Origin of the sequence: Brevundimonas sp., from assembly GCF_029946145.1 — a bacterium.
GTDB lineage: Bacteria > Pseudomonadota > Alphaproteobacteria > Caulobacterales > Caulobacteraceae > Brevundimonas.
This window is the reverse complement of the sequence record NZ_JAQSDY010000013.1, coordinates 1-24,795: the sequence shown is the minus strand read 5'-3', so window position 1 is coordinate 24,795 and position 24,795 is coordinate 1. Positions and strand designations below refer to the sequence as shown.

Annotated in this window: 28 protein-coding genes; 15 read left to right on the top strand and 13 right to left on the bottom strand. The window is 66.7% G+C overall.

Annotated elements, in window-relative coordinates; genetic code table 11:
• Window positions 1–104: 104 nt before the first annotated feature.
• The 5 genes from yajC (at window position 105) to PSV23_RS05645 (ending at window position 4,421) form a co-directional block, all read left to right on the top strand.
• Entirely contained in the window at window positions 105–410 is a 306-nt protein-coding gene (yajC, locus tag PSV23_RS05665; RefSeq protein WP_055830341.1) for a preprotein translocase subunit YajC, read from the top strand.
• A 30-nt stretch (window positions 411–440) separates the two neighbouring features.
• Window positions 441–2,039 carry a protein translocase subunit SecD gene (gene secD / locus PSV23_RS05660; RefSeq protein ID WP_300466762.1) on the top strand — a complete coding sequence of 533 codons (1,599 nt, stop codon included), beginning with the start codon at window positions 441–443 and terminating at the stop codon, window positions 2,037–2,039.
• Window positions 2,039–3,010, top strand: coding sequence for a protein translocase subunit SecF (gene secF, locus PSV23_RS05655; RefSeq protein WP_300466760.1), 972 nt, complete (start codon window positions 2,039–2,041; stop codon window positions 3,008–3,010). The genes secD and secF overlap by 1 nt, the downstream gene beginning before the upstream one ends.
• Before the next feature lie 168 nt (window positions 3,011–3,178).
• Entirely contained in the window at window positions 3,179–3,796 is a 618-nt protein-coding gene (locus PSV23_RS05650) for a hypothetical protein (RefSeq protein ID WP_300466758.1), read from the top strand.
• Window positions 3,789–4,421, top strand: a complete 633-nt coding sequence (locus tag PSV23_RS05645) for a squalene/phytoene synthase family protein (protein ID WP_300466756.1) — start codon at window positions 3,789–3,791, stop codon at window positions 4,419–4,421. Before PSV23_RS05650 ends, PSV23_RS05645 begins: the two co-directional genes overlap by 8 nt.
• A 12-nt stretch (window positions 4,422–4,433) precedes the next feature.
• Here PSV23_RS05645 and PSV23_RS05640 read toward each other — a convergent pair whose 3' ends face one another.
• From PSV23_RS05640 to trmFO, 3 genes are read right to left on the bottom strand one after another with little or no spacing between them, the layout of a single operon-like run.
• Entirely contained in the window at window positions 4,434–5,036 is a 603-nt protein-coding gene (locus tag PSV23_RS05640) for a DUF1353 domain-containing protein (RefSeq protein ID WP_300466754.1), read from the bottom strand.
• Between the two features lie 9 nt (window positions 5,037–5,045).
• On the bottom strand, window positions 5,046–5,264 hold the full coding sequence (locus tag PSV23_RS05635) for a hypothetical protein (protein ID WP_300466752.1): 219 nt from the start codon (window positions 5,262–5,264) through the stop codon (window positions 5,046–5,048).
• Entirely contained in the window at window positions 5,246–6,646 is a 1,401-nt protein-coding gene (gene trmFO, locus PSV23_RS05630) for a methylenetetrahydrofolate--tRNA-(uracil(54)-C(5))-methyltransferase (FADH(2)-oxidizing) TrmFO (RefSeq protein ID WP_300466750.1), read from the bottom strand. The genes PSV23_RS05635 and trmFO overlap by 19 nt, the downstream gene beginning before the upstream one ends.
• 61 nt (window positions 6,647–6,707) lie before the next feature.
• Between trmFO and PSV23_RS05625 the strand changes: the two genes are divergently transcribed.
• Window positions 6,708–7,664, top strand: coding sequence for a hypothetical protein (locus PSV23_RS05625; RefSeq protein WP_300466748.1), 957 nt, complete (start codon window positions 6,708–6,710; stop codon window positions 7,662–7,664).
• A gap of 30 nt (window positions 7,665–7,694) precedes the next feature.
• Window positions 7,695–8,621, top strand: coding sequence for a hypothetical protein (locus PSV23_RS05620; protein ID WP_300466746.1), 927 nt, complete (start codon window positions 7,695–7,697; stop codon window positions 8,619–8,621).
• Between the two features lie 3 nt (window positions 8,622–8,624).
• Here PSV23_RS05620 and uvrA read toward each other — a convergent pair whose 3' ends face one another.
• Window positions 8,625–11,579 carry an excinuclease ABC subunit UvrA gene (gene uvrA / locus PSV23_RS05615; protein ID WP_300466744.1) on the bottom strand — a complete coding sequence of 985 codons (2,955 nt, stop codon included), beginning with the start codon at window positions 11,577–11,579 and terminating at the stop codon, window positions 8,625–8,627.
• A 302-nt stretch (window positions 11,580–11,881) separates the two neighbouring features.
• Between uvrA and PSV23_RS05610 the strand changes: the two genes are divergently transcribed.
• Together PSV23_RS05610 and PSV23_RS05605 are read left to right on the top strand one after the other, a co-directional pair.
• On the top strand, window positions 11,882–12,148 hold the full coding sequence (locus tag PSV23_RS05610) for a hypothetical protein (protein ID WP_300466742.1): 267 nt from the start codon (window positions 11,882–11,884) through the stop codon (window positions 12,146–12,148).
• Window positions 12,149–12,196: 48 nt separating this feature from the next.
• Entirely contained in the window at window positions 12,197–12,478 is a 282-nt protein-coding gene (locus tag PSV23_RS05605) for a helix-turn-helix domain-containing protein (protein ID WP_300466740.1), read from the top strand.
• 20 nt (window positions 12,479–12,498) lie between these two features.
• Here PSV23_RS05605 and PSV23_RS05600 read toward each other — a convergent pair whose 3' ends face one another.
• Window positions 12,499–12,972, bottom strand: coding sequence for a group III truncated hemoglobin (locus PSV23_RS05600; protein WP_300466738.1), 474 nt, complete (start codon window positions 12,970–12,972; stop codon window positions 12,499–12,501).
• A gap of 154 nt (window positions 12,973–13,126) precedes the next feature.
• Here PSV23_RS05600 and PSV23_RS05595 point away from each other — a divergent pair, with 154 nt between their 5' ends.
• Complete coding sequence (locus tag PSV23_RS05595; protein ID WP_300466736.1) at window positions 13,127–13,264, top strand: hypothetical protein; 138 nt, start codon at window positions 13,127–13,129, stop codon at window positions 13,262–13,264.
• Between the two features lie 60 nt (window positions 13,265–13,324).
• On the opposite strand, the gene PSV23_RS05590 is transcribed toward PSV23_RS05595, so the two are convergent.
• Genes PSV23_RS05590 through PSV23_RS05580 form a run of 3 tightly spaced genes read right to left on the bottom strand, consistent with a single transcriptional unit; the run spans window position 13,325 to window position 15,185 of the window.
• On the bottom strand, window positions 13,325–13,768 hold the full coding sequence (locus tag PSV23_RS05590) for a flagellar basal-body protein FlbY (RefSeq protein WP_300466734.1): 444 nt from the start codon (window positions 13,766–13,768) through the stop codon (window positions 13,325–13,327).
• Window positions 13,765–14,076, bottom strand: coding sequence for a rod-binding protein (locus PSV23_RS05585; RefSeq protein WP_300466732.1), 312 nt, complete (start codon window positions 14,074–14,076; stop codon window positions 13,765–13,767). The genes PSV23_RS05590 and PSV23_RS05585 overlap by 4 nt, the downstream gene beginning before the upstream one ends.
• A 2-nt stretch (window positions 14,077–14,078) precedes the next feature.
• Window positions 14,079–15,185, bottom strand: coding sequence for a flagellar basal body P-ring protein FlgI (locus PSV23_RS05580; protein ID WP_300466730.1), 1,107 nt, complete (start codon window positions 15,183–15,185; stop codon window positions 14,079–14,081).
• Window positions 15,186–15,368: 183 nt separating this feature from the next.
• On the opposite strand from PSV23_RS05580, the gene PSV23_RS05575 reads away from it, so the two are divergent.
• The 3 genes from PSV23_RS05575 (at window position 15,369) to gltX (ending at window position 17,816) form a co-directional block, all read left to right on the top strand.
• The gene (locus tag PSV23_RS05575) at window positions 15,369–15,794 is read left to right on the top strand and encodes a flagellar assembly protein FliX (RefSeq protein WP_300466728.1); all 426 of its coding nucleotides are present in this window, start codon (window positions 15,369–15,371) and stop codon (window positions 15,792–15,794) included.
• Window positions 15,795–15,979: 185 nt separating this feature from the next.
• On the top strand, window positions 15,980–16,411 hold the full coding sequence (gene dksA, locus PSV23_RS05570) for an RNA polymerase-binding protein DksA (RefSeq protein WP_300466726.1): 432 nt from the start codon (window positions 15,980–15,982) through the stop codon (window positions 16,409–16,411).
• 70 nt (window positions 16,412–16,481) lie between these two features.
• A complete protein-coding gene (gltX, locus tag PSV23_RS05565; protein ID WP_300466724.1) occupies window positions 16,482–17,816 on the top strand; it encodes a glutamate--tRNA ligase in 1,335 nt (444 codons plus the stop codon).
• A 25-nt stretch (window positions 17,817–17,841) separates the two neighbouring features.
• Here gltX and PSV23_RS05560 read toward each other — a convergent pair whose 3' ends face one another.
• Both PSV23_RS05560 and PSV23_RS05555 read right to left on the bottom strand, forming a co-directional pair.
• Window positions 17,842–18,132, bottom strand: a complete 291-nt coding sequence (locus PSV23_RS05560) for a hypothetical protein (RefSeq protein ID WP_300466722.1) — start codon at window positions 18,130–18,132, stop codon at window positions 17,842–17,844.
• A 127-nt stretch (window positions 18,133–18,259) separates the two neighbouring features.
• Window positions 18,260–18,859: a TIGR00730 family Rossman fold protein gene (locus PSV23_RS05555; protein WP_300466720.1), complete on the bottom strand. Its 600-nt coding sequence runs from the start codon at window positions 18,857–18,859 to the stop codon at window positions 18,260–18,262.
• An 81-nt stretch (window positions 18,860–18,940) separates the two neighbouring features.
• Here PSV23_RS05555 and PSV23_RS05550 point away from each other — a divergent pair, with 81 nt between their 5' ends.
• On the top strand, window positions 18,941–19,690 hold the full coding sequence (locus PSV23_RS05550) for a hypothetical protein (protein ID WP_300466718.1): 750 nt from the start codon (window positions 18,941–18,943) through the stop codon (window positions 19,688–19,690).
• A 126-nt stretch (window positions 19,691–19,816) separates the two neighbouring features.
• Here PSV23_RS05550 and PSV23_RS05545 read toward each other — a convergent pair whose 3' ends face one another.
• The 3 genes from PSV23_RS05545 to PSV23_RS05535 are packed head-to-tail and all read right to left on the bottom strand — an operon-like array spanning window position 19,817 to window position 22,918.
• A complete protein-coding gene (locus PSV23_RS05545; RefSeq protein ID WP_300466716.1) occupies window positions 19,817–20,269 on the bottom strand; it encodes a hypothetical protein in 453 nt (150 codons plus the stop codon).
• Window positions 20,270–20,282: 13 nt separating this feature from the next.
• A complete protein-coding gene (locus tag PSV23_RS05540; protein WP_300466714.1) occupies window positions 20,283–21,815 on the bottom strand; it encodes a hypothetical protein in 1,533 nt (510 codons plus the stop codon).
• Window positions 21,812–22,918: a M12 family metallopeptidase gene (locus PSV23_RS05535; protein ID WP_300466712.1), complete on the bottom strand. Its 1,107-nt coding sequence runs from the start codon at window positions 22,916–22,918 to the stop codon at window positions 21,812–21,814. Before PSV23_RS05535 ends, PSV23_RS05540 begins: the two co-directional genes overlap by 4 nt.
• A gap of 355 nt (window positions 22,919–23,273) precedes the next feature.
• On the opposite strand from PSV23_RS05535, the gene PSV23_RS05530 reads away from it, so the two are divergent.
• Window positions 23,274–24,719 carry an integrase arm-type DNA-binding domain-containing protein gene (locus PSV23_RS05530; protein ID WP_300466710.1) on the top strand — a complete coding sequence of 482 codons (1,446 nt, stop codon included), beginning with the start codon at window positions 23,274–23,276 and terminating at the stop codon, window positions 24,717–24,719.
• Window positions 24,720–24,795: the final 76 nt, after the last annotated feature.

Here is a 24,795-nt window from a genome sequence, read left to right as displayed (position 1 = left end):
GTCGCGTTGCAAAGTGTGACGGCGCACCCTAGTTTCCGCGCCTCATTTTCAAGGGCCGCGTTGCGCGGCTCCAGACGCTCGCGGAGACCATCGTGCAGGAACTTATGGCGGGGCCGTTCGGCACCCTGATCTTCTTCGTCCCCGTGATCATCCTGTTCTACTTCATGCTGATCCGTCCGCAGCAGAAGCAGATGAAGGCCCATCAGGCGCTGGTCGCCGGCCTGAAGCGCGGCGACACCGTGGTGTTGTCGAACGGCATGATCGGCAAGGTCACCCGCGTCGAGAACGACCAGGCCATGGTCGAGATCGCCCAGGGCGTGAACGTTCCCGTCGTCAAGCAGATGATCACCCAGGTGCGCGACCGCACGGCGATCGCCGCCAACGACACCAAGACCATCGCCAAGTCCTGACGCCGCACTGAAAAGGTCGGGGACGCCCGCATGATCCATCTGTCGCGCTGGAAGGTCATCCTTCTTGTCCTGTCGCTGCTGTTCGGGCTGCTGTTCAGCTATCCGAACCTGCTGACGGCGTCGCAGCGGGAGGCCCTGCCGGGCTGGCTGCCGAAAAGCGGGCTGAATCTGGGGCTGGACCTGCAGGGCGGATCGTATCTGCTGCTGGAGGTCGATGTCCCGGCCATGCGCGAGAAGCGCCTGACCAATCTGGGCGAAGACGCCCGCACGGTCCTGGCCGAGGCGCGTGTCGGCGTGACCAGCATCGGACGGGAAGAGGCCGGCGTGGTGGTCACCCTGGCCGATCCGACCCGGATGGAGCTGGCGCTCACGTCGATGCGGGCCCTGGTCAGCCCAGGCTCCAGCGGCGTGGCCGACCGGTCGGTGCAGCGTATTGGCGACAACCGCATCCGCTACGCCTTCACCGAGGCGGCTCTGGACTCCATGGGCTCGGACGCCGTGACCCAGTCGATCGAGGTGGTCCGCCGCCGCATCGACAGCCTGGGCACCCGCGAACCCTCGATCACCCGTCAGGGCGCCGACCGCATCGTGGTTCAGGCCCCCGGCGAGAGCGATCCGGCCCAGCTGGAACGCGTCATCGGCCAGACGGCGCAGCTGACCTTCCAGATGGTCGATGTGGAGAATTCGGTCGAGGAAGCTCTCGCCGGCGCCGTGCCGCCGGACTCGGAACTGATCCCCGGGGCGCCGGAGACCGGCCAGGCCTTCTTCCTGGTCAAGCGCCGGGTGCTGGTGTCGGGCGAGAACCTGACCAAGGCCGAGGTGACCGCGGACCAGAACAACCAGACCGCCATCGGCTTCCGCTTCGACGGCGCCGGCGCGCGCCGGTTCGGCGAGGCCACGGCCGCCAATATCGGCAAGCCGTTCGCCATCATTCTGGACGGCAAGGTGATCTCGGCTCCGAACATCCGCAGCGCCATCACCGGCGGCTCGGGAATCATCGAGGGCAGCTACACCATCCAGGAGGCCTCCGAGATGGTGAACCTGCTGAACGGCGGCGCCCTGCCGGCTCCGCTGAACGTCGAGGAACGCCGGACGGTGACGGCCGAACTGGGCGCCGACGCCGTGGCCGCAGGCAAGCTGTCGACCATGATCGGCTTCGCGATCATCGTGGCGTTCATGCTGCTGACCTACGGCTTCGTCTTCGGCGGCATCTCGGTGATCGGCCTGCTGCTGAACGGCCTGCTGATCATCGCCGCCATGTCCTTCACCCAGGCGACGCTGACGCTGCCCGGCATCGCGGGTCTGATCCTGACCTTCGCCGTGGCCGTGGACGCCAATGTGCTGATCTATGAGCGGATGCGCGACGAGGCGCGGGCCGGACGGTCCGTGATCGCGTCGCTGGACGCGGGCTTCAACAAGGCCATGGGCACGATCGTCGACGCCAACCTGACCACCCTGGTCGCGGCGCTGATCATGTTCATCTTCGGCGCCGGTCCCGTGCGCGGCTTCGCCTGGACGCTGACGATCGGGGTGTTCACCTCGATGCTGTCGGCGGTTCTGGTCGCCCAGGTCGGTCTGGCCCTGTGGCTGAAGATCGCCAAACCCAAAAAACTGCCGATCGCGGAGTGATGGCGATGTCCTGGTGGCCCCTCATCAAAGTCCTTCCGATCAAGACGAATCTGAAGTTCGTCTCGTTCGCCAAATACGCCGCCGTGCTGTCGACGGTGCTGGTGCTCGCCTCGCTGGTCGGGGTGTTCAAACCGGGCCTGAACATGGGCATCGACTTCCGCGGCGGCGCCGTCATGGAGTTGAGCAAGCCGTCCGGCCAGACGCTGGAGCTGGAGAAGGTGCGCGTCGCCGTTGACGGCCTGGGACTGGGCGACGTCCAGGTGCAGGGGATCGACAACGACTCCAGCGCCATCGTCAAATTCCAGGTGCCCGACGACGAGCCGCAGGCCGAGGTGGTCCAGCGGGTGCAGTCCGCCGTCACCGCGGCCGTGGGCGAGGTCGAATATTCCGGCGTCAGCGTCGTGGGGTCGAAGGTCTCGGGCGAGCTGTTCACCTCGGGCCTGCTGGCGCTGGGCCTGGCCGTCCTGTTGATGTTCGCCTACATCTGGTTCCGGTTCGAGCCGCAGTTCGGCCTCGGCGCCGTGGCCGGCCTGCTGCACGACGTGATCCTGGTGTTCGGCCTGATCGTGCTGATGCGGCTGGAGTTCAGCCTGAACATGGTCGCCGCCATCCTGACGGTCATCGGCTATTCGATGAACGACACCGTGGTGGTGTTCGACCGCCTTCGCGAAAACCTGCGCAAGTACAAGCAGATGCCGTTGCGCGAGGTCATCGATCTGACCATCAACGAGATTCTGACGCGGACGATCATCACCGGCTTCACGGCGGTGATGGTGCTGGCGGCCCTGGCCTATTTCGGCGGCCCGGCCCTGTACGGCTTCTCGATCGCCCTTATGTTCGGCATCGTTTGCGGCACCTATTCGTCGATCTATGTCGGCGCGCCGATCATCCTGCTGTGGGGCGTCAAGCGCGGCGGCCGCGACAAGGAAGATGCGAAGCCGATCAAGCTGGGAATGGCCAGCCGACCGTAAACGAACCCTCTCCCTCCCCTTCATGGGGAGGGATGTCGGCGCGCCAGCGACGACAGGGTGGGGTGTGTCCGCAGTTCCCCACCCGGCCGCTGCGCGACCACCCTCCCCACAAGGGGGAGGGAGAGCTATGGTGCCGCTTCAACGAATCGCTCCGGGGAGGGGCTGACCATGGGCAAGCTGCTGTCGAATTTCCGCACCACCATCCTGCTGAGCCTGGTGCTCGCGGGTGTGATGATCCTGGCCTTCGGACAGGTGTCCGGCGGGTTCGGGGACATCTTCTGGCAGGCGGCGTTCCGCTGGCTGCACGTCGTGGCCGGCATCCTGTGGATCGGGCTGCTGTACTATTTCAACTTCGTCCAGATCCGGGTCATGCCCAACATCCCGGCCGAGCTGAAGCCCGCCATCGGCAAACATATCGCGCCCGAGGCCCTGTTCTGGTTCCGCTGGTCGGCGCTGGTGACGGTTCTGGCCGGCCTGGCCGTCATGTTCGCCCGCGGACACGCCTATGCCGCCGAGGTGCTGACCTTCGGTCTGGCGCAGGGCCTGACCGAGGACCAGAAGGGTTTCACCCTGATGGGCATCGGCGTCTGGCTGGCCATCATCATGTTCCTCAACGTCTGGGGCATCATCTGGCCGAACCAGAAGCGGGCGCTGGGCATGGTCGTCGTGGATGACGCCGCCAAGGCCAAGGCCGCCCGCGTCGCCATGCTGGGCAGCCGCATCAACCTGCTGCTGTCGCTGCCGATGCTGACGTCGATGGCGATGTACCAGACGCTGTTTGGCTGATCCGGCCAACAGTCTCGACGAACAGGTCCGCGCCGCCGATTCCGACCGGTGGCTGTCCAGCCGCTTCGTGGCTGACGAGCGGGTGCGCGCGGACCTGATCGCCCTGTACGCCTTCGAAGCCGAACTGATGGCCATCCCGACGCGGGTGACCCAGCCCCTGCTGGCCGAGATGCGCTATGTCTGGTGGCGCGAACAGATGGACGGAGTGTTCGCGGGCGTGCCGCGCAAGGGCCATCCGGTGCTGGAGGCCCTGACCGACATCGTTGCGCGCCACGGTCTCGAGCGCGCGCCGTTCGACGCCCTGATCGAGGCCCATGTGGGCCGGGTGCACGGCGAGCCGCATGATCTGGACGCCTTCTACGTCGGGCCGATGCAACTGGCGGCGCGCGTCTTGTCCAAGGCGGCCGATCTCGCGTCCGTGGTCGCGGCCGCGCGGGTGAGGGCGCGTGTTCAGACCGGGCAGGTTGTGGATGCAGAGATGCGGGCGGAGGCGAACCGGGCGCTGCGCAATCTGCCGGCCGAAGCCTTTCCCGCCGTCGCGCCCGCGGCCCTGAGGAGCGCGGACCCGGCCGATGCTGCCCGGCGGCTGCAGCTGACATGGGCGGTGCTGAGGGGACGGATCTGAGGTCCGCGGGTCTCAGAGATCCACGGTCGGGACGCCGGCGGGCCAGGCGTCGTTGAAGAAGGCCTCGCGCGACGGGGCCGGAACGGTCGCTCCGCCCGTGCGCCAGTCCATGAAGGAGGCGTTCCAGTCGGCCCCGGCGCGGTCATAGGCGCCGCCGCCTCCGGCCCGGACGGCCGCGTGCATGGCCGAGCGGCGGGGCAGGCCGACGCCCAGCTCCTTCAGCGCCTCGCGGAAGATGTCGTCCGCCTCGCCCCGGCGGCCGGGCTGGCCGATGGTGTAGAGCCAGTCGTGCAGGACGGCGGCGATCGCATGCCGGCCGAAGGGGGGAATGACCCAGCGGACGAAGGTCGGGATGGAGGCGAAATCGGTCAGATAGGTGGGCGGCACCCGCACCGTCCGTGAGCCGTCGGGCAGGGTGTAGGCGAACGGCCGAAGCACCACCACGGTCGTGCGCCCGTGACGCTCGCGGGCCTGGTCATGATTGACGGCGCAGACCAGCGGCTCCTCGACACGGATCGCCGCCTCGGTCGCGACGCGACCGGTCCTGGCTGCCCGGGGCTTGACCGAGTGGAACGGCATAACGGCGATACTGCAACCATCACGGGTGGCGTGCAAGTCTCGCCGTCAGTTCAGGGTGCGTTCCAGCATTTCGATGCGCCGGTCGAGGTCGGTGACGACAGCGTCCAGGCGCTCCTTCTCGGACGCCATGTCGATCGGCGTGCCGTCCTCGTAAGACAGTTGCGCGCCCCGGGCGATCAGGTCGAGCCGGTACAGGGCGGTGACCCGTCGCGCCTTGAGGCGGTCGAGTTCGCTTTCCGCCGCCATCAGGCCGCGTCCCGCCATGCGTTCAGAGCATCCAGCGCCCGGACGCTCATCAGCCGCTTCTTGGCCCGTCCCCGTTCCTTGAGCGGAATCTTGACCCCGGCCTCATCGACCTTCGGCGCTTCCAGCGGCGGCAGCAGGCCGTAGTTGATGTTCATCGGCTGGAATTTGGAGATGCCGCCGGGGCCGTCGAGGTGCCCGCCGGTGATGTGCTCGACCAGGGCGCCCATGGCGGTGTGGACCGGCGGCGCCTCCAGCGGGCGGCCCAGCCGTTCGGCGGCGGCGAGGCGGCCGGTCAGCAGGCCCATGGCGGCGCTCTCGACATAGCCCTCGACGCCCGTGACCTGTCCGGCGAAGCGCAGGCGCGGCATGGCCTTCAGGCGCAGCTGGCGGTCCAGAAGTTTGGGCGAGTTCAGGAAGGTGTTGCGGTGCAAGCCGCCGAGCCGGGCGAACTGGGCGTCCTGCAGGCCGGGGATCATGCGGAAGACCTCGGCCTGGGCCCCGTGCTTCAGCTTGGTCTGGAAGCCGACCATGTTGAACAGGGTGCCCAGCGCATTGTCCTGGCGCAGCTGGACGATGGCGTAGGCCTTGACCTGCGGGTCGCGGGGGTTGGTCAGGCCGACGGGCTTCATGGGGCCGTGGCGCAGGGTCTCGCGGCCGCGCTCGGCCATGACCTCGATCGGCAGGCAGCCGTCGAAATAGGGGACGTTCTCCCACTCCTTGAAGTCCGCCTTGGGGCCGTCGAGGAGCGCGTCGATGAAGGCCTCGTACTGGGCCTTGTCCATCGGGCAGTTGACGTAGGCGGCGGCGTCTCCGCCGGGGCCCTCCTTGTCGTAGCGCGACTGGCGCCAGGCGATGTCGAAGTCGATGGTCTCGGCGTGGACGATCGGGGCGATGGCGTCGAAGAAGCTGAGCGCATCCTCGCCGGTCAGGTCGAGGATGGCGGCGGCGAGGGCGGGGGAGGTCAGGGGGCCGGTGGCGACGATGACATTGTCCCAGTCGACCGGCGGCAGGCCGGCGATCTCCTCGCGCACGATGGTGATCAGGGGATGGGCTTCCAGTTTCGCGGTGACCGCCCGGGAGAAGCCGTCGCGGTCGACGGCGAGGGCGCCGCCGGCGGGGACCTGATGGGCGTCGCCGCAGCTCATGATGATCGAGTCGAGCGCCCGCATCTCGGCGTGCAGCAGGCCGACGGCGTTATGCTCCCAGTCGTCGGAGCGGAAGGAGTTGGAGCAGACCAGCTCGGCCAGGCCGTCGGTGTGGTGGGCGTCGGTCGTGACGCCGGGCACGCCGCGCATCTCGTGCAGGACCACGGGCACGCCCGCCGTGGCGATTTGCCAGGCGGCTTCCGAGCCGGCGAGGCCGCCGCCGACGACGTGGATGGGCTTCAGGGTGTCCGTCATGCGCGGCTTCTAGCGGGGGCGCGCGTTCCGGGCTAGCGTGTGCCGGGGACGGGGGGATGAAATGGCGCGATTTTCAATCGGGACCGCGATCGGCGATGCGTTCGGCCTGATCCGGCGGCGACCGTTGTCGGTGTTTGTCTGGGGCCTGCTGATGGTTGCGCCGTCTGCGGCGACCCTGGGCCTCATGCTGCCGATGATGGGCGACATGGTGGGCGAGATGGCGGCGGCTGGCCCGGACGGCGGCGCCCATAACGCCGCCTTCGCCGACATGATGCAGTTTCAGGCCCTGTCCTGGCTGATGAATCTGGTCCAGCTGTTCCTGACGGTCGTCGTCTATACGGCGGTCATGCGGGCCGTGCTGCGGCCCCGGGAAAGCGGCTTCTTCTCGTTGCGTCTGGGCATGGACGAGGTGAGGGTCGCCGTCGTCGGCATTGCGGTCGTCGTGGGCATCTACATCGCCATGATCGTGCTGACGCTGATCGGCTTCGCGGTCGGGTTCGCCGTCTGGGGCGCGGGTTCGCCGATGAACTGGTTGGTCATCACGGGTCTGATCGTCACTGTGATTCTGGTCGTCTGGCTGGCGATGGCGCGGGTCAGCCTGATCGCGCCCGCCAGCGTGCTGTATCGCAGCTTCGCCTTTCCCGAAGGGTGGCGGCTGGCGCGCGGCCAGACCGGCGCGCTGTTCGGCATGATGCTGCTGGTGGTCCTTCTGGTCATCGTAATCGAGGCGGTCGTGTTCGGCGTCGGCCTGGCCGTCGCCGTAGCGGCCGGACTCTCCGACGGCGTCGACTGGACCACGCTTCATGCGCACAACATGGACGTCAATCCGTTCGAGGGCCTGGGCGCCGTCTTCGCCGCCAACTGGCCCTGGTTCGCGGCCGCGGCCGTGGTGGTGTCGATGGTCTATGGCTTGGCGCTGACGCTCAGCATCGCGCCGTTCGCCTCGGCCTGCCGGCAGCTGGCCGGAAGCGAGACGCCGCCCGTCGCGGACGCGCAGTCGCCCGCGTCCGCCGGGTAGGCTAGGATCAGGTCAGAAACAGGAGACACCATGGCGTTTTCGGCCACCGACGCGGCTTTCGAGGGTTTCCGCCTCGTCCGGCGCAATCCGCTGGCGCTTGTCGCCTGGACGCTGCTGTACGCCGTCCTGACGCTGACCGCCCTGTTCTCGCTGTCCAATATGGCGGGTCAGCTCGAGGCATGGAGCGCGCAGGCTGAAGCGATGGAGTCCGCCGAACCAAGCTTCGACCAGGCCTGGGCCCTGATGGCCGATTTCGGTGCGATCATGGGCCAGGTGGCATGGCTGCTGCCCATCAGCCTGATCGTCGGGGCCATGCTGGCCGCGGCGGTGGCGCGGGGGGTGCTGAAGCCGTCCGGCGACCGTTTCGGCTATCTGCGCCTGGGCATGGACGAGGTGCGGGTGCTGGTGGTGACCTTCGTGCTCGGGTTGATCATGACCCTTGTCGCCGTGGTCGCCATGGTGGCGCTCGGCGTGCTGATCGCGGCGGCGAAGACCGCGGGCGGCGACGGGCCGGCCGCCATCGCGGGCCTGGTCGGAATACTCGCCGTGATCTGCCTTTTCGTCTGGCTGTCGGTCCGGTTGAGCCTGGCCGTGCCGATCACCGTGGCCGAGCGCCGGTTCGCCTTCTTCGATTCGTTCAACCTGACGAAGGGCCGGTTCTGGCCCCTGCTCGGCATGGCGATCCTGGCCGTGGTCATGGTTCTGCTGGTGCAGCTGCTGTCGTCGATCGTCAGCATGCCTCTGGCCATTGTCTCGGGCCTGGAGAGCTGGTCGTTCAGCAGCGATCAGGACTCGGAGGCCGTTCGGGCGGCCCTGGACGTCAGCAATCCCTGGGTGATCGCCCGTGCCGTGATCGAGGCGATCGTGTCCGCACTGACCGTCGGCATCCTGTACGCGCCGTTCGCGGCCGCGTATCGCGACATCGTCGGCATGGCCGGCGAACGGCCGGCGGCCTGACGCTCAGGCCTCGGCCCGCTTCTTCGCCCGCGTCGGTTTGTCCACCGGAGCGGTGACGCGGCCCGCCAGGGCGGCTATCCGCGCCTTGCGGCGGGTCTCATGCCGGTCGAGGATTTCCTTTAGGTATTTGCCGGTCCAGCTCTTCGGATTGGCGGCGACCTGTTCGGGGGTGCCGACCGCGACGATCTCGCCGCCGCCGTCGCCGCCCTCGGGGCCGAAGTCCAGCAGCCAGTCGGCCACCTTGATGACGTCGAGATTGTGCTCGATCACCACGATGGTGTTGCCGTTCTCGACCAGTTCCTGAAGCACCTCCAGCAACTTGCGCGTATCCTCGAAATGCAGGCCCGTGGTGGGCTCGTCGAGGATGTAGAGGGTCTTGCCGGTGGCCCGCTTGGACAGCTCCTTGGACAGCTTGACCCGCTGGGCCTCGCCGCCGGACAGGGTGGTGGCGGACTGGCCGACCTTGACGTAGCCGAGGCCGACGCGGTTCAGGGTCAGCATCTTGTCGCGGATCGACGGAACGGCCTTGAAGAAGGATGCGGCCTCTTCAACCGTCATGTCCAGAACGTCGGATATGCTCCTGCCCTTGAAGACAATTTCCAGCGTTTCGCGGTTGTAGCGTTTGCCCTTGCAGACGTCGCAGGTGACGTAGACGTCGGGCAGGAAATGCATCTCGATCTTGATCAGGCCGTCGCCCTGGCAGGCCTCGCAGCGGCCGCCCTTGACGTTGAACGAGAAGCGGCCCGGGCCGTAACCGCGGGCCTTTGACTCCGGCAGGCCGGCGTACCAGTCGCGGATCGGACCGAAGGCGCCGGTGTAGGTGGCCGGGTTCGAGCGCGGAGTGCGGCCGATGGGCGATTGGTCGATGTCGATGACCTTGTCGAACATCTCCAGCCCCTCGATGCGGTCGAAGGGGGCAGGGGCGTCCGAGGCGTTGTGCAGCCGGCGGGCGGCGGCCTTGTACAGGGTCTCGATGGTGAAGGTCGACTTGCCGCCGCCGGACACGCCGGTGACGCAGGTGAACAGGCCGGCGGGGATCTCGCCGGTGACGTTCTTCAGATTGTTGCCGGTGGCGCCGCTGATCTTCAGCATCTTCTTGCGATCGACGGGGCGGCGGCCGTCGGCGGGCAGTTCGATCTCGCGCTCGCCAGTCAGGTATTTGGCGGTCAGGGATTTGGGATTGGCCATGACCTCGGCCGGGGTGCCCTGGGCGCAGACCTCGCCGCCGTGGATGCCGGCGGCCGGGCCCATGTCGATGACATAGTCGGCGGTCAGGATCGCTTCCTCGTCATGCTCGACGACGAGGACGGAATTGCCGAGGTCGCGCAGGCCGCGCAGGCTTTCCAGCAGGCGGGAATTGTCGCGCTGGTGCAGGCCGATGGACGGCTCGTCGAGCACGTACAGTACGCCGGTCAGGCCCGAGCCGATCTGCGACGCCAGGCGGATGCGCTGGCTCTCGCCGCCGGACAGGGTGCCCGAGGCGCGCGACAGGCTGAGATAGTCGAGGCCGACGTTGTTGAGGAAACGCAGCCGGTCGGTGATTTCCTTCAGGACGCGGCGGCCGATCTCCATCTGCTTGTCGGTCAGCTTGTCGTTCAGGGCCGTGAACCACTCGTGGGCGTGTTTGATCGACAGCCAGGAGACCTCGGCGATATCCGTGGCCGCGATCTTGACCGCCAGGGCCTCGGGCTTGAGACGTTTGCCATGGCAGACCTCGCACGGGGTCTCGGACTGGAAGCGACCCAGCTCCTCGCGCACCCACGACGAATCCGTCTCGCGCCAGCGGCGCTCGAGGTTGGGAAGCACGCCCTCGAAGGCCTTGGAGACCTCGTATTTGCGGGCGTTGTCGTCGTAGGTGAATTTGATCTTGTCGCCGCCCGAACCGCGCAGGATCACGTCCTGGGCCTTCTCAGGCAGTTCGCGCCACGGCACATCCATCGAGAAGCCGTAGTGGCGGCTGAGCGACTGCAGCGTCTGGGTGTAGAGCGGCGAGGGGCCGCGCGACCACGGGGCGACGGCGCCCTTGTGCAGAGTCTTGTCGCGGTCGGGGATGACCAGATCGGCGTCGAAGGCCAGCTTGACGCCGAGGCCGTCGCAGGCCGGGCAGGCGCCGAACGGATTGTTGAACGAGAACAGCCGCGGCTCGATCTCGCTGATGGTGAAGCCGGAGACCGGGCAGGCGAATTTCTCGGAGAAGGTCAGCCGGCGCGGCTCCTTCTCGCCCTCGGCGACATTGGCCCATTCGGCCACGGCGATGCCGTCGGCCAGGCCGAGCGCGGTCTGCAGGCTGTCCGCGTAGCGGCTCTCCAGCCCCTGTTTGGTGACAATCCGGTCCACGACGATGTCGATGTCGTGTTTGAACTTCTTGTCGAGGGTCGGGGCGTCCTCGATCGGATAGAATTCGCCGTCGATCTTTACGCGCTGGAAGCCGGCGCGCTGCCACTCGCCCATCTCCTTGCGGTACTCGCCCTTGCGGCCGCGCACGACGGGGGCCAGCAGCAGCAGTCGCTCGCCGTCGGGCAGGGCGGTCAGCTTGTCGACCATCATGGAGATGGTCTGGCTCTCGATCGGCAGGCCGGTGGCGGGCGAATAGGGCACGCCGACCCGCGCCCAGAGCAGACGCATGTAGTCGTGGATCTCGGTCACCGTGCCGACGGTCGAGCGCGGGTTCCTCGAGGTCGTCTTCTGTTCGATGGAGATGGCCGGCGACAGGCCCTCGATCAGGTCGACGTCGGGCTTGCCCATCAGCTCCAGGAACTGGCGGGCGTAGGCGCTCAGCGACTCGACATAGCGGCGCTGACCCTCGGCGTAGATGGTGTCGAAGGCGAGCGAGCTTTTGCCCGAGCCCGACAGGCCGGTCATGACCACGAGCTGTTCGCGCGGGATGTCGAGATCGACTCCCTTGAGATTGTGCTCGCGGGCGCCGCGCACGCGGATGAAGTTGTGCTTTTCGGTCATGGAGTCCGGGAACGCGGTGGGGCCGGGGAGGGGTCCGGCGCGACAGCGCTATATGGGGATCAATTCGCGGGATTCAGCAAGAACAATGTAGGAACAAACCGTTTCCCGCGATAGCCTGCTGTCAGTTCGTGTCAGCAGTCAGAGAACAGCGAAGGCGACTTGACCATATGACGGAATGGAATATATTCCATATTGGAATGCCTTCGCGGGCACTCCGTTCTGAAGGGAACCATCATGCGTAAGACTAATCAAACGACGGCGATCAGTCGCCAAATGTGGGTTCTCGGATGTCCAGCTGGACGGTGGAAATCGACGACGATTTCCTGAGTGATCTAGTCCTGTGGTCGAAGGATCGGCAGCTGGAATTGTTCGCAATCCAGCAGCGCCTGGAAGCAGGCGGACCCGAGGCTATGGGGCTGGTGAAAAGCGAACTCGAGGGCGTGCCCGACTGGCGCGATCTTTCAACGCCGTATTGTCTCCCGCTGGCGGCATATTTGCCGTCGGGGTGGAAGATTTTGACCATCGAAGTTCAGCCAGACTTCAGGGTGATCATCGTCCGTCTGGAGTGACGATACGCGTATTACGCGGGTGATGATGTGAACACGAGAAAATCCAGTGTGTGGAAGCCGGAATGGTCGGCCGAGGACAGGAAGCAGATCGGCGCCCTGGTCATAGAGATCGGCGAGCGCGTGTCGGCCTTGCAGGCGTTGCGGAAGGAATTGGGTCTGTCGCAGGTGGAACTGGCGAAGATCCTCAACATGACCCAGTCCAACGTTTCCAAGCTGGAGGCGGGGCGCGATGTCAGGCTGGCCACACTTAAAACCCTGATCGAATCCCGGGGCGGCCACATGAAGGTCGTCGCGGAATTTAACGGGCGAGAGATCGAGCTGGCGCTCTGAAGAGCCAGTCGAGGGCTCAGCTAGCCGGGCGGTGACGACATCTGCGTCGGCCTGAGATACCGCTGGCCCTTGCCCAGCAGCACGCCGTTGGCGCCGGCAATGCCCAGTTCGAGGCTTTCGGCGATGCGGCGGGCCCGTTCGATGAAATGGGACGCGGCGGCGGGCGGGCAGACCTCCGCGGCCGTGGCCTCGAACAGCTCAAGCCAGCGGTCGAAATGCCGGGCGTCGACGGGCAGGGGCAGGTGTTTGGGCATGGGCCGCCCGTGATAGACGCCGCTCATCAGGGCCACGGACGACCAGAACAGCTTCATCTGTTCGAGATGGGGCCCCCAGTCCGAAATCCGCTCAGCGAACACCGGCCCGATCAGCGGGTCGAGGCGCACCCGGTCGTAGAAGGCGTCGACCAGGCGGGCGATCATCGGCTCGTCGATGCCAGTCTCGGCTTCGATGCGCCGGACGATGGACTGGCGGCGGGTCGCGGGATCATCGGACAAGGTCACCCATCCTAACTAGGCCGCCGCGAGCCGGTCCGCCATTGCGGCCAATCGCCGTCGTCTCACGATCGCCTCGGCGCCGAAATGGCTTGCGCGTCCGCCGCTTCGATCCCATCCTCCATACCTCGGTGAGTTTACTGGAGGCCCGACGAACATGATCAGCGCGCTGGAAATCGGTTTCGCCCTTTCCGCCTCGCTGCTCGCGCTCGTGACGGCCCTTAGCCTGCCCAAGCCGAAACGCGCTCGCGTCCGCGTCCGGACCAACCGCCCGGACCGCGCCCCGCGCGCCTGACGGCCCCGCCCATTCGCCGGAACCCGTCGCAGACCAGGATGGCCCGCGCCTGACGCGTCGTCAGGCCGTGCGGTTGAAGGCCACCGCGCGGCCGTCGCCGGCGTTGGCCTGACCCGAGGCTCCATAGGCGGACGGCGATCCACGCTGGCTGGCCACCTCGGCGACGATGGTTCTGACCAGTCCCTCCGAGACGATGCGGGCCGCCTCGACGGCGCGGGCGTGGCGCGACAGGATGGCCTCGAAGGCCTGGGTGGCCTTGACCAGCGCCATGCGGTCGCTGGCCGGGGCGGCGGCGAGCACGGAGGGGTCGGTCTTTATCTGGGCGGACTCGCGGCGATAGACATTGGCCAGTTGCTGGGTCTCGGCCAGGGTGGCGGCGGCGTCATGCGGGCGGCGGGCTTCGAAGGCTTGCGATTCAGCGATGAGGCGGGCGGTCAGGCGGGTGGTCAGGTCAGTCAGCTGACGGACCCGCGCCCGGGCGTTTACGGTGGCGGTCTCGGTCATGCGGCGGGCTCCTGGGCTTCCTGCATCTTCAGCATCTGCGCCACGACCTGATCGGCCAGACCGATGCCCCCGGCCTTGACTGTCTGTTTGGCCATGGCGTCGACGAGGAAGCCGCGCCACGTCCCCTCGGCCTCGCCGCCGCCGAACGGAGCCTCGGTCGAAAGGCCCTCGAACATGGGCTTGAGCATCTGCGACAGGAAGGACGCCTCGAACGCTTCCGCAGTCTCGCGCATCCTGTCGGTGACGCCGGCGGCCGCAGCGGCGGCGACCGGCTGGAGCAGTCCCGCGGCGATGGACAGTTCGTTCATGCTCACATCACCTCGATGTCGGCTTGCAGGGCTCCCGCGGCCTTGATGGCCTGCAGGATGCTGATCATGTCGCGCGGGCTGACCCCCAGGGCGTTCAGACCGTTGACGAGGGTCGACAGCGAGGTCCCGCCGCCGACAATGCGCATCTGGCGGCCCAGTTCTTCCTCGACGGCGACGTCGGACTGGGGGACCACGACCGTCTGGCCGCCGCGGCTGAAGGGTTCCGGCTGGCTGACCTGCGGGTTTTCCTGGACCGAGATGGTCAGATTGCCCTGGGCGATGGCCACGGTGGAGACGCGGACCGCCTCGCCCATGACGATGACGCCGTTGACCTCGTCGATGATGACCTTGGCCGGGGCGTCGACCTGGACGGGCATGTTCTCGACCATGCTGATGAAGCCGGCCATGCCCATCTGGCCGGGCGCGCGCAGGGCGATGACGGTGCCGTTCTCGGCCAGGGCGGTGTTGGGATAGGACTGGTTGATGGCGGCGGCGACGCGCTGGGCCGTGGTGAAGTCCGGATTGCGCAGCGTCAGCCGCACCTCGTTCATATTGGCCAGCTGGAAGCCGGTCTCGCGCTCGACCGTAGCGCCCGAGGCGATGCGGCCGGCGGTCGGCACGCCGCGGGTGATCGAGGAGCCCGAAGCACCGCCGCCCGAGACGGCGCCGGTCTGGATGGAGCCCTGGGCCACCGCATAGACCTGCCCGTCCGCGCCCTGCAGGCTGGTGACCAGAAGGGTGCCGCCCAGCAGACTCTTGGCGTCGCACATGCTGGCGACATTGACGTCGACCCGGGCGCCCGGTGTGGCGAAGGGCGGCAGCTCGGCCGTCACCATGATGGCGGCCATGTTCTTGGAGTTGGCGTTGGAGCCGCGGATGTTGACGCCCATCCGCTCGGTCATGCCTTCCAGCGACTGACGGGTGAAGGGGCAGTTGCGCAGGCTGTCGCCCGTGCCGTTGAGCCCGACCACCAGGCCGTAGCCAACCAGCTGGTTGGTGCGGACGCCCTCGATGGCCGCGATGTCCTTGATCCGCGACTGGGCGGACGCCGGCGCGGCGAATCCGGCCACGGCCGCGGCGGTCAGGAGGGAGGCGAGCAGTTTCTGCATGGGCGGGGCGTCCAGGTACTGTTGCGTTCCCTGTGATGCCAGTGCCGTGCCACCAAAAAACATCCATGAAAACAACAGTGGTTGCGGTTGATGCGCCGGATGTGGCGGCAGAATCTGCCGGGACGTTAACCAAACGGTGACGTCGGGCCGACGATGGTCCGGCATGTGCTGGAGTCGCATCGCATGAAGGTCACAGGCCCGTCCGGACCGTCGTCCCCGCAAGGCAGCCGTCCCGCCCGCGCCGCCGGGGGCTTCTCCGTGCCCTCGGCGGCGGCCGGCGCGACCGCCGCGCCGACGACTTCGGCGTCGGGCGTGTCCGGCGTCAGCGACGTCTCGGCTCTCATGGCGCTGCAAGGCGTCGAGGATGTCACCGAACGCCGTCGCAGGGCCATCCGCCGGGGTGGCGGCCTGCTGGATCGGCTGGAAGAGTTGAAGCTGGCCCTTCTGCAGGGCGAGGCGGGCGAGGGCGCGCTGGATCGCCTGTCGCGGACGTTGCGCGAGGAACGGCCGGTCGATGCGGACGCGGGCCTGAACAGCCTCCTGGATCAGATCGACCTGCGCGCTGCGGTTGAGCTGGCCAAGGCCGATTTACGCCGCAGTGCAGCATAAGTCGCCGAAAATCCTGACAAATGCGCGCTCACCGAGCATCGGGTGATGAAGAAATGTCACGCTCGCGCGCCGACTGTAAGCTTTGCGGGTCACGCTCTTGCGAGCGTTGTTGCTGCGACTCCGTAGCGTCCCTATAGGCAGGTCTGCGCCACAGGGGGGCGCTGTAAGAGACCGTGAGTGCGATTATGACCGCATTGGCCTCTGTGCCTGTCGGAACGGCCGGTTACCGTCCGTCCGACGAAGAGCCTTTCATGAACGAGCGGCAGCTGGCCTATTTCAAGGGCAAGCTGATGGACTGGAAGGAAGACATCCTCCGCGAGTCCAAGGGCACCGTCGTCAATCTGAAGGCCGAGACGGAAAATCATCCGGATCTGGTCGACCGGGCGTCGTCGGAATCCGACCGGGCGCTGGAACTGCGCACCCGCGATCGACAGCGCAAGCTGATCTCCAAGATCGACGAGGCGCTGCGCCGCATCGAGGACGGCTCCTACGGCTATTGCGAGGAGACCGGCGAGCCGATCAGCCTCGGACGGCTGGAGGCCCGCCCCACCGCGACGCTGTCGGTCGAGGCCCAGGAGCGTCACGAGCGTCGGGAACGCGTCCACCGCGACGACTGATCGCCCGCGAGCCTTGACTTGAGGGGCCGCGGGGGCGACCTGTGCGCCCCGCGTTTCCAAGGTCTATCGCATGTCCGTCAAGGTCCGTTTCGCCCCGTCGCCGACGGGTAAGCTGCACGTCGGCAATGTCCGCACCGCCCTGGTGAACTGGATGTTCGCCAAAGGGCAGGGTGGGTCGTTCGTGCTTCGCATCGACGACACCGATCTGGCGCGGTCCACGGCCGAGTTCGAACAGGGCATCGAGGACGACCTGACCTGGCTGGGACTGGTCTGGGACGAGCGCTATAACCAGTCGAAGCGGTTCGACCGCTATGAAGAGGCCGCCGTGCGCCTGAAGGCCGCCGGGCGGCTGTACGCCTGCTACGACACCTCCGAGGAACTGGACCGCCGCCGCAAGGTGCAGCTGTCCCGGGGGCTGCCGCCGATCTACGACCGCGCCGGGCTTGCGCTGACCGATGCGGAGAAGGCGGCCTATGAGGCCGAGGGCCGCAAGCCGCACTGGCGGTTCAAACTCGACGGCAGGCGCGTGGCCTGGGAAGACCTGTCGCGCGGCCACGCCGAGGTCGATACGGCCTCGATGTCGGACCCGGTGCTGATCCGCGAGGACGGCCTGTTCCTCTACACCCTGCCGTCGGTTGTCGACGATATCGACATGGCCATCACCCATGTGATCCGCGGCGAGGACCACGTCACCAACACGGGCGCCCAGATCGAGATCTTCGAGGCGCTGGGCGGGCCGGTTCCGGCCTTCGCCCACATGCCCCTTCTGGTCGGCGAGGACGGGCAGGCGCTGTCCAAGCGGCTGGGTTCGCTGTCGATCGCCGAGATGCGCGACAAGGGCTATGAGCCGATCGCCATCACCAGCCATCTGGGCCGCATCGGCACCAGCGATCCGCTGGAAGTGGGCGAATCCATCGACGCCCTGGGGGCCAGCTTCGCCTTCGCCAAGATGGGCCGGTCGCCGGCGCGCTACGACACCGCCGATCTGGACCGTCTGAACGCCCAGGCGCTGCACGCGATGCCGTACGCGGTCGCGCAACCGCGGCTGGTCGAGCTGAACGCCGATCTGGGCGAGACGTTCTGGAGCGGGGTGCGAGGCAACCTTCAGAAGTTTGCCGATGTCGTTGATATGGCGAAGATTGTGCGCGGTCCAATCACGCCGACGATCGATGACGCGGCCTTCGCCCAGGCGGCTCTGGCGGCCCTGCCGGCAACCATCGACGAGACCCTGTGGCCTGTCTGGACGGCGGCGGTGAAGGAAGCGACCGGCGCCAAGGGCAAGGCGCTGTTCATGCCGCTGCGCCTGATGATCACGGGTCAGGCGCATGGCCCCGACATGGCGACGCTCGCGCCCATGATCGGCCGCGAGCGGATCGTCAAACGGCTGAACGGCGAGACGGCCTGAGCCGCCTCGCCGGCTTCAACTCAAATCAGGCGTTGCAGGCCGTCAGTTGCTCGGCCGACAGGGCGACGCCCTTGTAGCTGAACGACGACACGGCGCCGAAACGGGCCACGACGCGGCGGCAGGCGCGCGTCGCCGGCTGGTTCGCGCCGCCGGTGGCGGTGCAGGAGCCGCTGTCGCAGCGCCACGAGGCGCCGTCGATGATGGTGGGGGCGGCCGGGGCCTTGGACGAATCGGCCAGGACGGCGCTGGAGGCCGGGGCCTGGGCGAGGGCGGGGGCGGCGACAAACAGGGCCGCGGCGATAAGCAGAGTACGCATGGGGAGGTCTCCGGACAGGCGCAAACGACCATCGTTTCCGCCACGCCAATGTCCGTTGTTATACGAGACTGTCAAGGTGCGTTTCCAAAAGAAACCCACGGACACCGGCTTACTGACCAGTGATTACTTAACGCTGATCATGTTTCAAGTGCGGCATGGCGTCCGCGCCCCTCATGGCTTCGATCGCGGCCTCGACCGTGTCGCAGACGACCCAGGCCTGGCGGAAGGTGGCCGGCGTCATGCCGGACTCGATGCTGTGCTCCATGGCGGCCAGCAGCGGTTCCCAGAAACCGTTCAGATTCAGGAAGATGACCGGCTTGGAATGTAGATCCAGCCGTTTCCACGACAGCACCTCGATAGCCTCCTCGAGGGTGCCGACGCCCCCTGGCGCGACCACGAAGGCGTCAGACTGGTCGTACATGATCGTCTTGCGCTCGTGCATCGAGGGCACGACGATCGTTTCCACCTCGTCGAACAGCCGCTCACGGCTGCGCAGGAAGCCCGGCATGACGCCGAGGACCCGGCCGCCGACCGCGTGGGCTCCGCGCGCCGAGGCGCCCATCAGGCCGACGCCGCCGCCGCCGTAGACCAGCCGCCAGCCGGCCTGGGCCGTCTGTTCGCCAAACGCCCGCGCCGCCTCTGTATAGGCGGGATCGGACGCGTCCGACGAACCGCAGAACAGGCAGACGGACTTTCCGTCAAAGGGTTGGATGGCAGGCGAAGTCATGGGGCCTCGGGAACGGATGGAAGACAGCGGCCCCCCGGGCGCGCTATCTGGGAGAATACTCCTAGCGGTCGGATTGATGCGATGAAACGGGCCATGTTGGTGAAGACGGGAGGGGCGGCGCTTCTGGCCGCTCTCGCCGCCGCCTGCGCGCCGCCCGTGACGCCGGAACGCGTGGCCGAGGTCGAGAGCGCCGCGGCGGGCTGGACCCGTCCGCCGGAGATCCAGGCCGTGCAAAGGGCCCAGTCCAGCCTGGTCTTCACCGGCGAGGCCGAACCGGGAGCCCGGGTGGTCCTGCGCAGCGATTTGGGCGCGGCCTATGCGGCGGCGGCGGACGGGCGCGGCCGTTTCGAGATCCGGATGACGGCGCCGGCGGGCGACCTGTGGCTGCGGCCCGAGACCCAGGTCGGCCAGGACGCCGCGCCATCGCCGGACCGGCTGTTGATCGTCGCCGGGGGGCGCGGGCCGATCGCGATCCTGCGAACGGGCGGATCGACCCGGCGTCTGGACCGGGCTCCGACCCTCGGCGCGGTCGACAGCGACGGCCGCATGCGGCTGGCGTCCGGTCGGGCTTCGGGAACGGCGCCGGTCGTGGTGCAGGCGGCCGGCGAATCCGTGCGCGTCACGCCTGACGCCCAGGGCCGCTGGAGCTTGATGCTGCGGCCCTCGGACGGCCCTGACGAAATCCAGGCGGGCGGCGGACGTTTCGCCTGGCCCGGGGAGGCCCCATCGGGCCCGTCGCCGCGGGTCGAGCGGGCCGGCCAGGGCTGGCGGATCGCCTGGACCGGCGCGGGCGGGGCGCCGCAGTCGACCTGGCTGCCCGATGTCGCCTGAACGGTTTACGTACGGTTAACCAATTCGCTTCAACGAAAGGATGTCTTCCTTCTTCGAGGACACCCACCATCACCGAACTTCTTCAGCCCGGCGCTCGCGTCGGGCTTTTTTTGTTCGAAACCATCGTCAGGTCTGGAAGCACTGGATGATCGCGTTGAGGCGAACCGTGCCTGGCGCATGTGTGTAATCGCCCGGATTGTAGCGAAGGGCTTCGATCAGTTCGCCGAAGACGTAGGAAGGGAACCAGCCCTGATCGCGGCCGAGGCGGATGGCGAAACAGTCCGCGGCCCCTTCGTTCGATATGCCGATCGCGTGGGCGCATTCGTGCGCGACGACGAACAGCTTGTGGGAGGTGGACATGCCTTGCAGTGCGTAGGGATTGAGCAGGATCAGACCCGGACGCGCCATTCCCACGTCCGGCAGGTTCGGCGACAGATGGATCGGATTGCCCTGGCAGGCGACCGAGTATCCGTCGATGGACCATATCCGCTGGTCCTGGGCGTTGACCGGCTCGGGGATGATTATCGGGGTGAACGACACAGCCAGGGCCGCCAGCACGGCGGGCAGGGTTTTGCGCATGGCTATTGCTCTCTCACTGTGGAGATTCCTCAGCGGGCAAGGCGGCGATGGCCATGCTCACGGCGTCCATCAGGCGCCGGACATCGGCGTCGGCGATCGGCATTTCGGGCGTGACCGCGTCTTCGGCGGACCATAAGGCCCATCTCGCCTGATAAAGCCGATGGTCTGCCCCCCCCGTCAGTCGATGGAGTTCGAGCTTGACGGCGGCCATGTCGATCAGGACGCGCAGATTGAAATAGCGCTCGTTGGCGTCTTCGGATTCCAGCCGCGCCTTGCAGTCCTGGGCGAGGCAATATTCCACCAGCATCCGCTCAGCCTCGAACAGGAAATCTTCCGCCGTCTGATCGAAGATTTGCTCGTCGCCAGGTTCCAGAACCGGCAGGGAGAGGAGGCTCGTGCGCAGATCCAGGAAAGAGTCGTCGACGACCGGAGAGGGGGGAAATTCAAGGAGTGGCACGAGCTCAGGGGTCGCGGCCAGTACAGCCGCCGGTATCGCCGCCTTGATATTCGCGTAACGTTCGCCCGGCGTCGGATACGGTTGTCCGCCTTCACTGAGGGGCCACAGGATCATGCTGTTCGTGGACAGTCGCGTGGCCGCGATCATGTAGTACGGAATGCGCAGGTCCTGGGTGAACCCCGGTTCCTGCATCCGGGTTCGCACGTTGACGAAGATTTCCGCTGCGCAGCTGTCAGCCCTGAGCTCCTGGTCCCGGCGGGTAAGTCCGTCGGTCGGACGATGATCCAGGATGTGGTGGCAGGCCTCGTGAGCCAGGACGACCACGGTCGTGTCGGTCACGTGCAGGTTATAGAGAAGCAGGTCCTTGGGGCCAGGCGTGGTCGGAAACAGGGCTTCAATGACGCCCCTGTCATAGTGGTGCTCGGCCGCCGTAAGGTGTCTTATGGCGCTGGACATCATCAGGGCGTAGGCGTTGAGCCAGCGATTGGCGGCGATGTAGACCGTCTCGGAGTCGTCCGGGTCCGCCGCAAGCAGCCGGTCCCAGTCGAGAGCGACCCCGGCGGACTGACCGATCGTATTCGAGAGACCGTATGTCGCCGTAACGACGGGCGCGCCGGTTATTCCGCGACCCTGGGGGGCCTGGATAAAACCGCCGTGGGCCTCCCTGATGGCGATTTCGATTTCCGTGAAGTGCTCGCGGTAGCCTGCCAGTCGGGGAATCCGGGCAGCCGCCGGAAGGATGAAATCGGTCATCAATCCCTGCAGGAAGTCGCGATACATCTCGACCGCCTCCACGCCCGGCTCGGTCATGTCCTCGTATCGAAATCGATCCGCCCGCAGCAGGGCGCGGGGGATCATCACGGGTGGGCCGGGCTGTTGAACGAGGGCGATCGAGAACACCGGCATCGGAATCCAGCTGTCGCCGGCGGCGGCGCGCTCGGCGTCGTTCCTCAGCGGTCTGACCTCCACGTCCGCAAAATCCAGCTCCGGCGTCACCAACCCCGAACCGTAGAGCTGTTCCTGGGCGGCCGCCGGACTGGCCACCAGCGCTCCGGCGCATGCGAGCGTGACGGCCGCGCGCCGCTTCATTCCGGCTGGGATGCGCGGCTGATCACGGCGTTGATTGCAGACTCAAGCTGCGCCTCCGCCCCCTCGCTTCCAGTTGGATTGAAGCCGAACGACAACTGCTCGTCGTAGGTCGCAGCGATTTCGGCCAAGGTCGATTGCGGAAGGGCGTAGAGCGCAATGCCTCGGGCCACCGCCTCGTCCCCGTTCTCAACCGCCCTGGCGATCGCGGCGTTGAAGCCGTAGCCTTGGCTTTCGTATGTCTCGGCGCTGTAGGCCGCGCGCACCACAGCGGTATCCATTTCGGAGATTTCGTTGTTCGGCCACTGAATATAGCAGCGGCTCGTCGAGCTGCGATAAAGATTGGCCGGCAGAGCGTAAAGCATGACCGATGTTCGGTCTATATTCTCACTCATTACCAGAGAAGCGCCGAAGTCGTTCACAGGTCTGAGCTGGGAGTCCACCCGCTCGGCGCTCCATCCATTCCAACGGAGAAGGCTTTCATACACAACCGGCCAGTTAAACTGGTCCTCACAACCATCCACGATTGGTTTCTGATGCTCGTGGTACATGCCCAGTGCATGGCCGAACTCATGGATGATCGTGCCGCGCGCGCCCGAGGAGGTGATCGTATTCATGTCCAGATGCAGCGATCCGGTGTTCCATTGAGGATTGCCGAGGCGCGCGTCCTTTCCATAGCGGGACCAGTCGCCCTGACCGGTGTTGAAGACCACACGGACATCGGCGTCGATCCCCGGTTGGCAGCGTCGTGGCGAACTGGGCGATCCGAAATTGAACCGGACGTTGGCTCCAATGTCGTTCCAGCTGGACGCGTGGCTGACCACGAACCGGTTCAGGTCCCTGTCGTTGCTCAGGAAGCAGACACGGATGTCGGCCCCGGGACCCCATCTCAAGTCCTTGGGCACCCACCCGAAACCACCTTCGGCGTTGGCCGCGTCGATGGTCGCCTTGAACACGCTGGGCGGCGCGTCCGGATCGATGCTGGAAGCGGGTTCGCGCTCAAGGAAGGGCGGGCGGGGCCCAATCCCCGGTTCATTCTGGGCAAAAGCGGGAGGCGCAAGGGCCAGCCAGGTCAGCAACCCAGTCAGCAAGCGAGTCTTCAGCATCGTGTCCCCCAAAGAGCTGGCGGATCAACGTAATGTGGAAATCCCACTCAGGGAAGCAGTGTTTAACTGGCACCCGCTCCGCGAGAAAGCGGCGGAAAGAGTGGCTCCGCGGGTAGGATTCGAACCTACGACCAGCCGATTAACAGCTCCTGATTTATGGCTTTCCGATTGCCGCCGATTGCCGCCAAGAGCGCGATGCAAGCAATTGAGTTCATTGACAATTATTCGGTGATATCGCACGGTTTCGCAGTCCGGCGAAGGTGCCCAGCGATGACTTATGGGGCGAATTTCACCGTTCTAATACCGTTCTAAACAGCCCCAAAAGCGCCGTTCTAACCCACCCAAAAGTCAGCAAATGAGCGATCCAAAACTGCACCTGACCGACCGCAACATCTTGGGTCTCGCCTATGCCCGCGAGGGGCAGTACCGGGTGCGCGACACGGAGACGGCGGGCTTCTTCGTCCTCATCGGAAGCCGCACCAAGAGCTTCACGATCCAGGCCGACCTTTGGGCCGGAAAGGCGCGCACGACCATCCGCATGAAGGTCGCCGATGTCGGCGACGGGACCGCCAGGGAAGCCCGCATCAAGGCCAAGGGGCTGCTGGCCCGCATCGCCGGCGGCGAAGATCCCCGGCCGCCGCGCGAGAAGCCGATCCCGGTGCTTGAGGACGCCGGCGTGCCGACGCTGCGTGAGGCCTGGACCCGGTTCCGCGCGTCCCATCTGGAGCGAAAGGGTCGGGCGAGCGGCACCTTCCGCAACTACACCGACCATATGGAGCGATTGTTCGCCGACTGGCTCGACCAGCCGCTGTCAGAGATCGGGGACAAGCCGCGGCTGCTGGCCGACCGGCACGACTACCTCACCAAGAACCACGGACCGGCCATCGCCAACGGCGCCGTGCGCAGTTTCCGCGCCGTCTACAACCACGCCCGCAAGACCTGCCGCCAGCTCCCGGCCGAGAATCCGGCGGTCGGGGTCGACTGGAATCCGGACCGCCGCAAGAACACCGCCATGGGCGTCTCCGACCTGCCGGCCTGGTTCGAGCAGGCCGCCTTGATCCCCAATCCGATCCGTCGGGAGTTCCAGTTGCTGACCCTGTTGTCGGGCTCCCGGCCCGAGGCGCTGAAGAATGTGCGCGTCGAGGACCTCGATCTGCGCAACCGCATCATGCACATCCGCCTGCCCAAGGGCGGCGCCGACAAGGCGTTCGACGTCCCGCTGTCGCGCGCGATGCTGGAATCCATCTTCCGCCTGCGGCGCCTGGGGCCGGTCATCTATCCGGAAAGCGGCCGGGAATGGCTGTTCCCCAGCGACGCAGCCTGCGGCCACATGACCGAGCACAAGGAAAAGCGGGAGGCTCTCAGCCACTACGGCAACGATCTGCGCCAGACCTACCGGACGATCGGCCAGCCCGCCGAGGTCTCGGAGGTGGATATGCACCTGTTGATGAACCACTCGCTGCCCGGCGTGAACGCTGGCTACATCACCCGGTCCAAGCTGATGCGCGGCCATCTGCGGGCGCAGCAGGAGAAGCTGTCGCAGTTCATCCTCGGATCGGCGGTCGGGCGGGGGAGGCGGCCGAGCCCGGAACTGAGCCGCTGGCTCAACAGCACCAGCCGGATGATGCTGCAGGAACTGCTCGATGAGCACCCCGACACGGCGCGCCTCCGCGTGGGGCCGCGATCGGCGTTGCGGAAGCTGGAGGTGCAGGCGACCCGGATGGCGGTGCACGACCTGCCGGGCGTGTTGTTGGATGCGCCCTCGCGGCGCAGCCGGCGGTTTGCTGACAGCCGCTCCTGACTCATCTCAGACTGTCGGAGGGTCCGTGTGTGGACGCCCCGTTCGATGCAAGAGGGTTTTTCGAGAATCTGACGCC

Excerpts from the sequence above, each read along its gene's own strand:
- PSV23_RS05620 (WP_300466746.1), top strand. The coding sequence starts at position 7,695 with ATGGCGTTTTCGGCCACCGACGCGGCTTTCGAGGGTTTCCGCCTCGTC.
- PSV23_RS05625 (WP_300466748.1), top strand. The coding sequence starts at position 6,708 with ATGGCGCGATTTTCAATCGGGACCGCGATCGGCGATGCGTTCGGCCTG.
- dksA (WP_300466726.1), top strand. The coding sequence starts at position 15,980 with ATGACCGCATTGGCCTCTGTGCCTGTCGGAACGGCCGGTTACCGTCCG.
- uvrA (WP_300466744.1), bottom strand. The coding sequence starts at position 11,579 with ATGACCGAAAAGCACAACTTCATCCGCGTGCGCGGCGCCCGCGAGCAC.
- PSV23_RS05590 (WP_300466734.1), bottom strand. The coding sequence starts at position 13,768 with ATGACCGAGACCGCCACCGTAAACGCCCGGGCGCGGGTCCGTCAGCTG.
- PSV23_RS05585 (WP_300466732.1), bottom strand. The coding sequence starts at position 14,076 with ATGAACGAACTGTCCATCGCCGCGGGACTGCTCCAGCCGGTCGCCGCC.
- secF (WP_300466760.1), top strand. The coding sequence starts at position 2,039 with ATGGCGATGTCCTGGTGGCCCCTCATCAAAGTCCTTCCGATCAAGACG.
- trmFO (WP_300466750.1), bottom strand. The coding sequence starts at position 6,646 with ATGACGGACACCCTGAAGCCCATCCACGTCGTCGGCGGCGGCCTCGCC.
- PSV23_RS05650 (WP_300466758.1), top strand. The coding sequence starts at position 3,179 with ATGGGCAAGCTGCTGTCGAATTTCCGCACCACCATCCTGCTGAGCCTG.
- PSV23_RS05535 (WP_300466712.1), bottom strand. The coding sequence starts at position 22,918 with ATGCTGAAGACTCGCTTGCTGACTGGGTTGCTGACCTGGCTGGCCCTT.
- PSV23_RS05635 (WP_300466752.1), bottom strand. The coding sequence starts at position 5,264 with ATGGCGGGACGCGGCCTGATGGCGGCGGAAAGCGAACTCGACCGCCTC.
- PSV23_RS05530 (WP_300466710.1), top strand. The coding sequence starts at position 23,274 with ATGAGCGATCCAAAACTGCACCTGACCGACCGCAACATCTTGGGTCTC.
- yajC (WP_055830341.1), top strand. The coding sequence starts at position 105 with ATGGCGGGGCCGTTCGGCACCCTGATCTTCTTCGTCCCCGTGATCATC.
- PSV23_RS05555 (WP_300466720.1), bottom strand. The coding sequence starts at position 18,859 with ATGACTTCGCCTGCCATCCAACCCTTTGACGGAAAGTCCGTCTGCCTG.
- PSV23_RS05580 (WP_300466730.1), bottom strand. The coding sequence starts at position 15,185 with ATGCAGAAACTGCTCGCCTCCCTCCTGACCGCCGCGGCCGTGGCCGGA.
- PSV23_RS05560 (WP_300466722.1), bottom strand. The coding sequence starts at position 18,132 with ATGCGTACTCTGCTTATCGCCGCGGCCCTGTTTGTCGCCGCCCCCGCC.
- PSV23_RS05575 (WP_300466728.1), top strand. The coding sequence starts at position 15,369 with ATGAAGGTCACAGGCCCGTCCGGACCGTCGTCCCCGCAAGGCAGCCGT.
- gltX (WP_300466724.1), top strand. The coding sequence starts at position 16,482 with ATGTCCGTCAAGGTCCGTTTCGCCCCGTCGCCGACGGGTAAGCTGCAC.
- PSV23_RS05595 (WP_300466736.1), top strand. The coding sequence starts at position 13,127 with ATGATCAGCGCGCTGGAAATCGGTTTCGCCCTTTCCGCCTCGCTGCTC.
- PSV23_RS05550 (WP_300466718.1), top strand. The coding sequence starts at position 18,941 with ATGAAACGGGCCATGTTGGTGAAGACGGGAGGGGCGGCGCTTCTGGCC.
- PSV23_RS05540 (WP_300466714.1), bottom strand. The coding sequence starts at position 21,815 with ATGAAGCGGCGCGCGGCCGTCACGCTCGCATGCGCCGGAGCGCTGGTG.
- PSV23_RS05545 (WP_300466716.1), bottom strand. The coding sequence starts at position 20,269 with ATGCGCAAAACCCTGCCCGCCGTGCTGGCGGCCCTGGCTGTGTCGTTC.
- secD (WP_300466762.1), top strand. The coding sequence starts at position 441 with ATGATCCATCTGTCGCGCTGGAAGGTCATCCTTCTTGTCCTGTCGCTG.